The organism is Microcoleus sp. bin48.metabat.b7b8b9.023, from assembly GCF_013299185.1.
Classification (GTDB): Bacteria; Cyanobacteriota; Cyanobacteriia; order Cyanobacteriales; family Microcoleaceae; genus Microcoleus.
Genome location: NZ_JAAFKG010000100.1, coordinates 1 through 5,830, shown reverse-complemented (window position 1 = coordinate 5,830; position 5,830 = coordinate 1). Strand labels below are relative to the sequence as shown.

At 43.5% G+C, this 5,830-nt stretch carries 4 protein-coding genes; 1 reads left to right on the top strand and 3 read right to left on the bottom strand.

Annotation, left to right across the window (positions count from 1 at the left end; genetic code table 11):
• Nucleotides 1-389 precede the first annotated feature (389 nt).
• The 3 genes from QZW82_RS31205 to QZW82_RS31195 all read right to left on the bottom strand — a co-directional run bounded on the left by QZW82_RS31205 (nt 390) and on the right by QZW82_RS31195 (nt 3,531).
• Nucleotides 390-1,955 (bottom strand): DUF1800 domain-containing protein, encoded by a 1,566-nt coding sequence (locus tag QZW82_RS31205; RefSeq protein ID WP_293157966.1) that lies wholly within the window; start codon nt 1,953-1,955, stop codon nt 390-392.
• Between the two features lie 143 nt (nt 1,956-2,098).
• Nucleotides 2,099-2,719, bottom strand: a complete 621-nt coding sequence (locus tag QZW82_RS31200) for a transposase (RefSeq protein ID WP_293157963.1) — start codon at nt 2,717-2,719, stop codon at nt 2,099-2,101.
• Between the two features lie 50 nt (nt 2,720-2,769).
• Nucleotides 2,770-3,531 (bottom strand): transposase, encoded by a 762-nt coding sequence (locus QZW82_RS31195; RefSeq protein WP_293157960.1) that lies wholly within the window; start codon nt 3,529-3,531, stop codon nt 2,770-2,772.
• Between the two features lie 422 nt (nt 3,532-3,953).
• Between QZW82_RS31195 and QZW82_RS31190 the strand changes: the two genes are divergently transcribed.
• Complete coding sequence (locus QZW82_RS31190) at nt 3,954-5,567, top strand: radical SAM protein (protein ID WP_293157957.1); 1,614 nt, start codon at nt 3,954-3,956, stop codon at nt 5,565-5,567.
• The last annotated feature ends 263 nt before the right edge of the window (nt 5,568-5,830 follow it).

Here is a 5,830-nt window from a genome sequence, read left to right as displayed (position 1 = left end):
AAAGAAAGGACTAAAGTCCTCACTACGAACCAATCTCATACACTTGTTTCATAATTGTCGAAGTTGAAAGCAGTCCAGTTTGGATTAAAAATTGGCGTCTGTTCATGGTAATTGGTGATTGGTAATTTGCGCTCGAAAAGGTTCGTAGTGAGGACTTTAGTCCTCAGAAAAGAAAGGACTAAAGTCCTCACTACGAACCAATCTCATACACTTGTTTCATAATTGTCGAAGTTGAAAGCAGTCCAGTTTGGATTAAAAATTGGTGTCTGTTCATCGTAGTTTATGATTGGTGATTTGCGTTGCGCTCGAAAAGGTTCGTAGTGAGGACTTTAGTCCTCAGGAAAGAAAGGACTAAAGTCCTCACTACGAACCAATCTTAAACACTTCTTTTATCGGCGCATAAATTCTGGACTGCCCAAAATCAAAGCGGTGCGTAAATTAGCCGGACTGGAGGCGATCGCACTTTTGGTATTCGCGGAGAAATCATTCCCCAAAATATTAGCTAACTGCGACGGATCTATTAACTGGTTGCTATTTTTCGGGCCCATTGGCAAAGAGGAGTTAGAAGTAGTTGCGATCGCAGGTAACATCCATCCCGACTGATTGTTGTCAGCGGGAGGAGAGTTTAAATACAAGGGATTGGTAGCCAAAGCAGTGACAAAACTTAACCGACGGGCGATCGCATCTGGATTCAGCCAAGCATCTTGAGTATTCTTGTAACCGTCGGGAGTTGGGCAGCCATAAGGTGCCATTCCTAGCTGTAGCAACGTTGTGTAAAGCGGTTGAAAATTTTCTACTGTCTTATTTGTCGATCGCACCGCCGATATCACGTATTGGTAGGGAGTTTTCAACTTAGCGCGGTAATTTTTTTTATCCCAGAATTCTCGGCTGCGGAACAAAGTATTTAAGACTTCGCGGATATCTCCATCAGTTTCTAGAAAGCGCTGGCTGAGGCGCTCGACTAAGGCATTTGGCGGGCTGTCAGCTACAAAATATTGAGCTAATTTATAACTGACGTGTTTGGCTGTGGCTGGGCTTTTGGCTAAAATAGTTAAAGCTTGTTTTCCCTCGATTTCGCCCGAACCTTTGATAGTTTGCCCGAGAAATACTTTATCGCTAAAATCATGGCGTTTGGAATCAAAATAAAAGCTGTAACCGTCTTTTTGAGATGGTTGCGGCCCAAATCCCCAGCCTGTAAAAATGCGAGCTAAGGCGATGACATCTTGTTGCGTATAACCGCCCTTGACACCTAAGGTATGCAGCTCCATTAACTCGCGCGCATAATTCTCATTTAATCCCCGAAATCCGCCTTTGGCTCCGATACTTTTTGGGTCGGTATTTTGCCAATTATCTAAATAATACAACATGGCAGGATGGCGGGAAGTTGCACCTAGTAAGTCCCGGAATTTTCCCAGAGCGTAGGGTCTAATTGCTTCTTGTTCGTAGGCTCCTACCCAGAGTTTATTTAAGGATCCTTTATCTGAGTAAACATTAAAGTGATTGTACCAAAAATCGACCATAACTTCTTGCAATTGGCGGGGACTTTCTGCCGATCGCAATATACGAGCTTTCACTGCTTCTTGGAGAATGATGCGAGCCTTAATGCTAGTGGCTCTGATTGCTTCTGGCGTTGGTCTTTGACCGTTTTGCGATCGGCGGACACCGTATTCGGCAAAGAGTTCTGCTGGTGTTTTTTGCAGGGTTTCTAAGCTGTTGATGCGAGAGGTAAGATGCTGAGGTTCGGGGATGGTTTCTGGGGAGAGTTGCTGTTGGATGTAATTTTCTGTCCCGAGCGATCGCACTTTCTCGATATCGCCCAATCGCGGGCCAAAACTAATACGGTTGAGGAGATGCAGGCTTTTGGAATTATCGGGGGGACTGGCGGCGCTGCTGGAGGCGATCGCACACAGCCACAAGTAGAGAAATAAGGCCCCATGTTTGAGTGTCTGTTTCATGCTAAGTGCTGGGAGAACAGTTGGTTAACTCTGTATGCTCTAGACTGGTTTGGTGACAAAAAGGTTCAATAGTTTACGATTTCGGCACTGGCGATGGGAAACCGGATTGTTTAACCAAATACTTGCGTGAACGAACCTGACGGTCAACTGGGTACAGTTAGACCGCAGGCTTCTTTTTCCTTTTTTGCAAAGGCTTTTTTGAGTGACGGAGTTCCCCCGCCACTTTCGCAACTCAGGCCAATCTTTTTGATAAGTTTGGCTGAATTTTCATCTCGATCTAAGGACTCACCGCATTGACAAGAATGCCACCGTTCCGACAATTCTTTCGGCACTTTGTTGAGGCAGTTCCAACAATGCTGAGAAGTTCCCTTTGGATCGACGAATAAAACATTTTTACCCAATTTCCAAGCGACATACTTGAGAACACTAGCAAATTGACCGTGAGCAGCATCAAGCATTGATTTATTCAAGCCACTTTTAGCTGACTGACCGTTCGGCAAGTAAACTAAATTGCCATCCTCGATATCAGTCTTAGGCTTGGCACGTCTAGTTAGATTCTTGACACTCAAGTCTTCAGCTACCAAAACATCACATTTGCCGCATAATTCATGTGCTGTTTTAAACTGAAAATCCAATCTAGCTCTAGCTACGAACTGGTGGAGTTTGGAAATCTTGTCCTTGATAATTCTCCAAGGCTTAGAACCTTTAGCTCTACTAGCTAGTTTCACTTGAAGCCTTGCTAATTTCTGGGCCGACTTCCTCAAAAATTTAGGATTCTCAACTCTTTCGCCATTGGAAAGATAGACGTAATTGGTTATCCCAAGTCGATACCAAGAGTGTTTTTATCAGTCGGTTGAATTTCTGCAACCGTTACGGGAACCGTTTGATCTTCTAGCGTCAGGGAAATATACCACCCATCTGCTTTTCTGATAACTGTACCCGTCTTAACTTTGAATCCTTTTGGTATGGGACGGTGAAATACCATAGGCACTTGACCTATTTTTGTGAGGCTAATACAAATCCTGTTTTGTTGATCTTTGACAATATCTAAGTTGTCTAATTGAGGGTAAGTGAAGGATTTGTAGTAGGGTCGCCCTTTGAATCTTGGCTTGCCTCTACGATTGCCGTTTTTGTCGGGCGTGGTGAAGTTTGAAAAGGAAGTTTCAACTCGGTTGACGACATCTTGCAAAACCTGGGAATCTAACACTTTATAATCAGGGAATAATTTTTTAGTGTTTTTCAGGTCAGCTAATTGTATCGTCTGCCACTGTACATATCCGCCTTCAATGTTTGAGAAAACCTCACCTTTCCTGGTTAGAGGATTGCCTGACTCATCCTTTTTTCTACCATCCCTGGTTTGCACTCTAGTCAAGGGAATATTTTGATAAATCTCCTCAACAGGGACTATCGAAACAATCAATGGGCTGGCGTTGATAGGTGTTCTCGTGGATTCCCACCACCTAAATCTTTCGCCAAGTCGGTAGTTGTACTGCCGACGGCAGAGTTCTAAATGAGCCACAATAGTTGCTAGTTGGGGCTTGGTTGGTTTGAGGCGGTATTTGTAAGTGAGTTGCATTTTTAGCTTCTTTTTTCGACCTACCTTAATATACCATTTATTTTGTTTTAATATCTAGGAAGTACATCAAAGTTAAAGGTACTCGCAATGTCTAATTGTCGGTTTCCGTACCTACACCCGACGAGCCTTTCATCAAGCGCGGTAATTCAAGGGCGGGGTACTTCGCGCAGCAATTGAGATTAATCCCCTCTAAATATACCCTTAGACTTCCCGGCTGGTAGTTAAAAAAACCCGGTTTCTTTGTGGGCGATCGCGCAAATCCTATGGCTGTTAGTCATTAGCGCCCAACACGGATACCTACGGATACGCGGAGGAAACAAATTTATTATCCGTATCTCCGTGGCGATCGCTGTCCGACGGTCAGTCAATAGCATAAAATTAGAAAAGAAAGAGATATTATTTTCCTAAAGCTAAACTTGCCCGTGACTCCCAATCCATTTGCCGAAGAACGCCTGCTATTTGCCCCAGCAACCCCCGATGCTGACGCTATTCCGACTATTTTTGCATTTCCCAACGAGTACACGGTTGGGATTACCAGTCTCGGCTATCAGATAGTGTGGGCAACTTTAGCCGTGCGATCGGATATTGAAGTCAGCCGTTTATTTACTGATATCAGCGAACCACTTCCCCGACATCCAGAATTGCTGGGATTTTCGCTTTCTTGGGAACTCGATTATGTAAATATCCTCAATTTATTGGAATCTCTAGAAATTCCGATTTGGGCTTCAAAAAGAACTGAAAATCATCCAATAGTATTTGGTGGCGGCCCGGTTCTTACGGCGAATCCTGAACCTTTTGCAGATTTTTTGGATGTAATTTTGCTGGGAGATGGCGAACATCTCATTGATAATTTTATTGATGCTTGTAAAGAAGTTCGTAGCGCCGACAGACAAACTAAATTGCGGCATTTAGCCCAAGTTCCTGGGGTTTACGTTCCTAGTTTGTACGAAGTAACTTATTTGGATGCCACTGAGGGGATTAAATCCATTCATCCTGTGGATTCTGAAATTCCTAGTATGGTGGAAAAACAGACTTATCGCGGCAATACTTTGTCTGCTTCTACTGTGGTGACAGAAAAAGCGGCTTGGGAAAATATTTATATGGTAGAAGTGGTGCGGAGTTGCCCAGAAATGTGCCGTTTCTGTTTGGCAAGTTATCTCACTTTACCATTTAGAACTGCGAGTTTGGAGGATTCGCTAATTCCGGCGATCGATCGCGGTTTAGCTGTGACTAATCGTTTGGGTTTGTTGGGTGCTTCTGTGACTCAGCACCCAGAATTTGAAGCATTGCTGGAGCATTTAAACCATCCGAAATACGACGGAGTGCGGCTGAGTCTATCTTCGGTACGCACTAACACGGTGACAGTTAAGTTAGCGGAAATATTGACAAACAGAGATAGCAAGTCTGTGACGATTGCGGTGGAAAGTGGTAGCGAACGAGTTCGCAAGATTGTGAATAAAAAACTCACTAACGATGAAATTATTCAAGCTGCTATTAATGCTAAGGCTGGCGGGTTAAAAGGGATTAAGCTTTACGGTATGGCGGGAATACCTGGCGAAGAGATGGAGGATTTGGAGGAGACAGTGGCGATGATGAAGGCGATTAGAAAAGCCGCTCCGGGTTTGCGCTTGACTCTGGGATGCAGCACTTTTGTCCCGAAATCTCATACTCCTTTTCAGTGGTTTGGTGTGAATAAAGATGCGGAGAAGAGGCTGAAGTTTTTAGATAAAGAATTGCGGAAGTTGGGATTGGAATTTAGACCTGAAAGCTATAACTGGTCTGTGATTCAGGGTTTGCTATCGAAGGGCGATCGCAGGTTGTCCAAGCTGTTGGAATTAGTGCGACACTATGGAGATACTTTGGGAAGTTATCGGCGGGCTTTTAAGGAGTTGCGGGGAGAGTTACCGGAAATGAATTTCTATGTGTTCCAACAGTGGGATTTAAATCAGGTTTTGCCTTGGAGTCATTTAAAAGGGCCCTTACCAGAAGCGACTTTGAAGAAGCATTTGGCTGAGGCTATGAGTCATTCGATTTGAGATTTTGGATTTTAGATTTGGAATCAATATTTCTGGTTATCGATATTTCAATCGATTGCATTTGTCATGGAAAAATGTAGATTTTAAGACAATAAAGGTACGTAGTTGCGCTTCAGCGCTCTTTCTTATATATAAAGCAATACGGTTTACTTAACGCTTTTGATGAATTTCATCTGACGATTTTTGGATTATAAAGAGGTGAAGTAGATATTAAGAAGATTTTACCGCAGAGAACACAGAGAACACAGAGAGGGGAGGGATAA

Excerpts from the sequence above, each read along its gene's own strand:
- QZW82_RS31205 (WP_293157966.1), bottom strand. The coding sequence starts at position 1,955 with ATGAAACAGACACTCAAACATGGGGCCTTATTTCTCTACTTGTGGCTG.
- QZW82_RS31195 (WP_293157960.1), bottom strand. The coding sequence starts at position 3,531 with ATGCAACTCACTTACAAATACCGCCTCAAACCAACCAAGCCCCAACTA.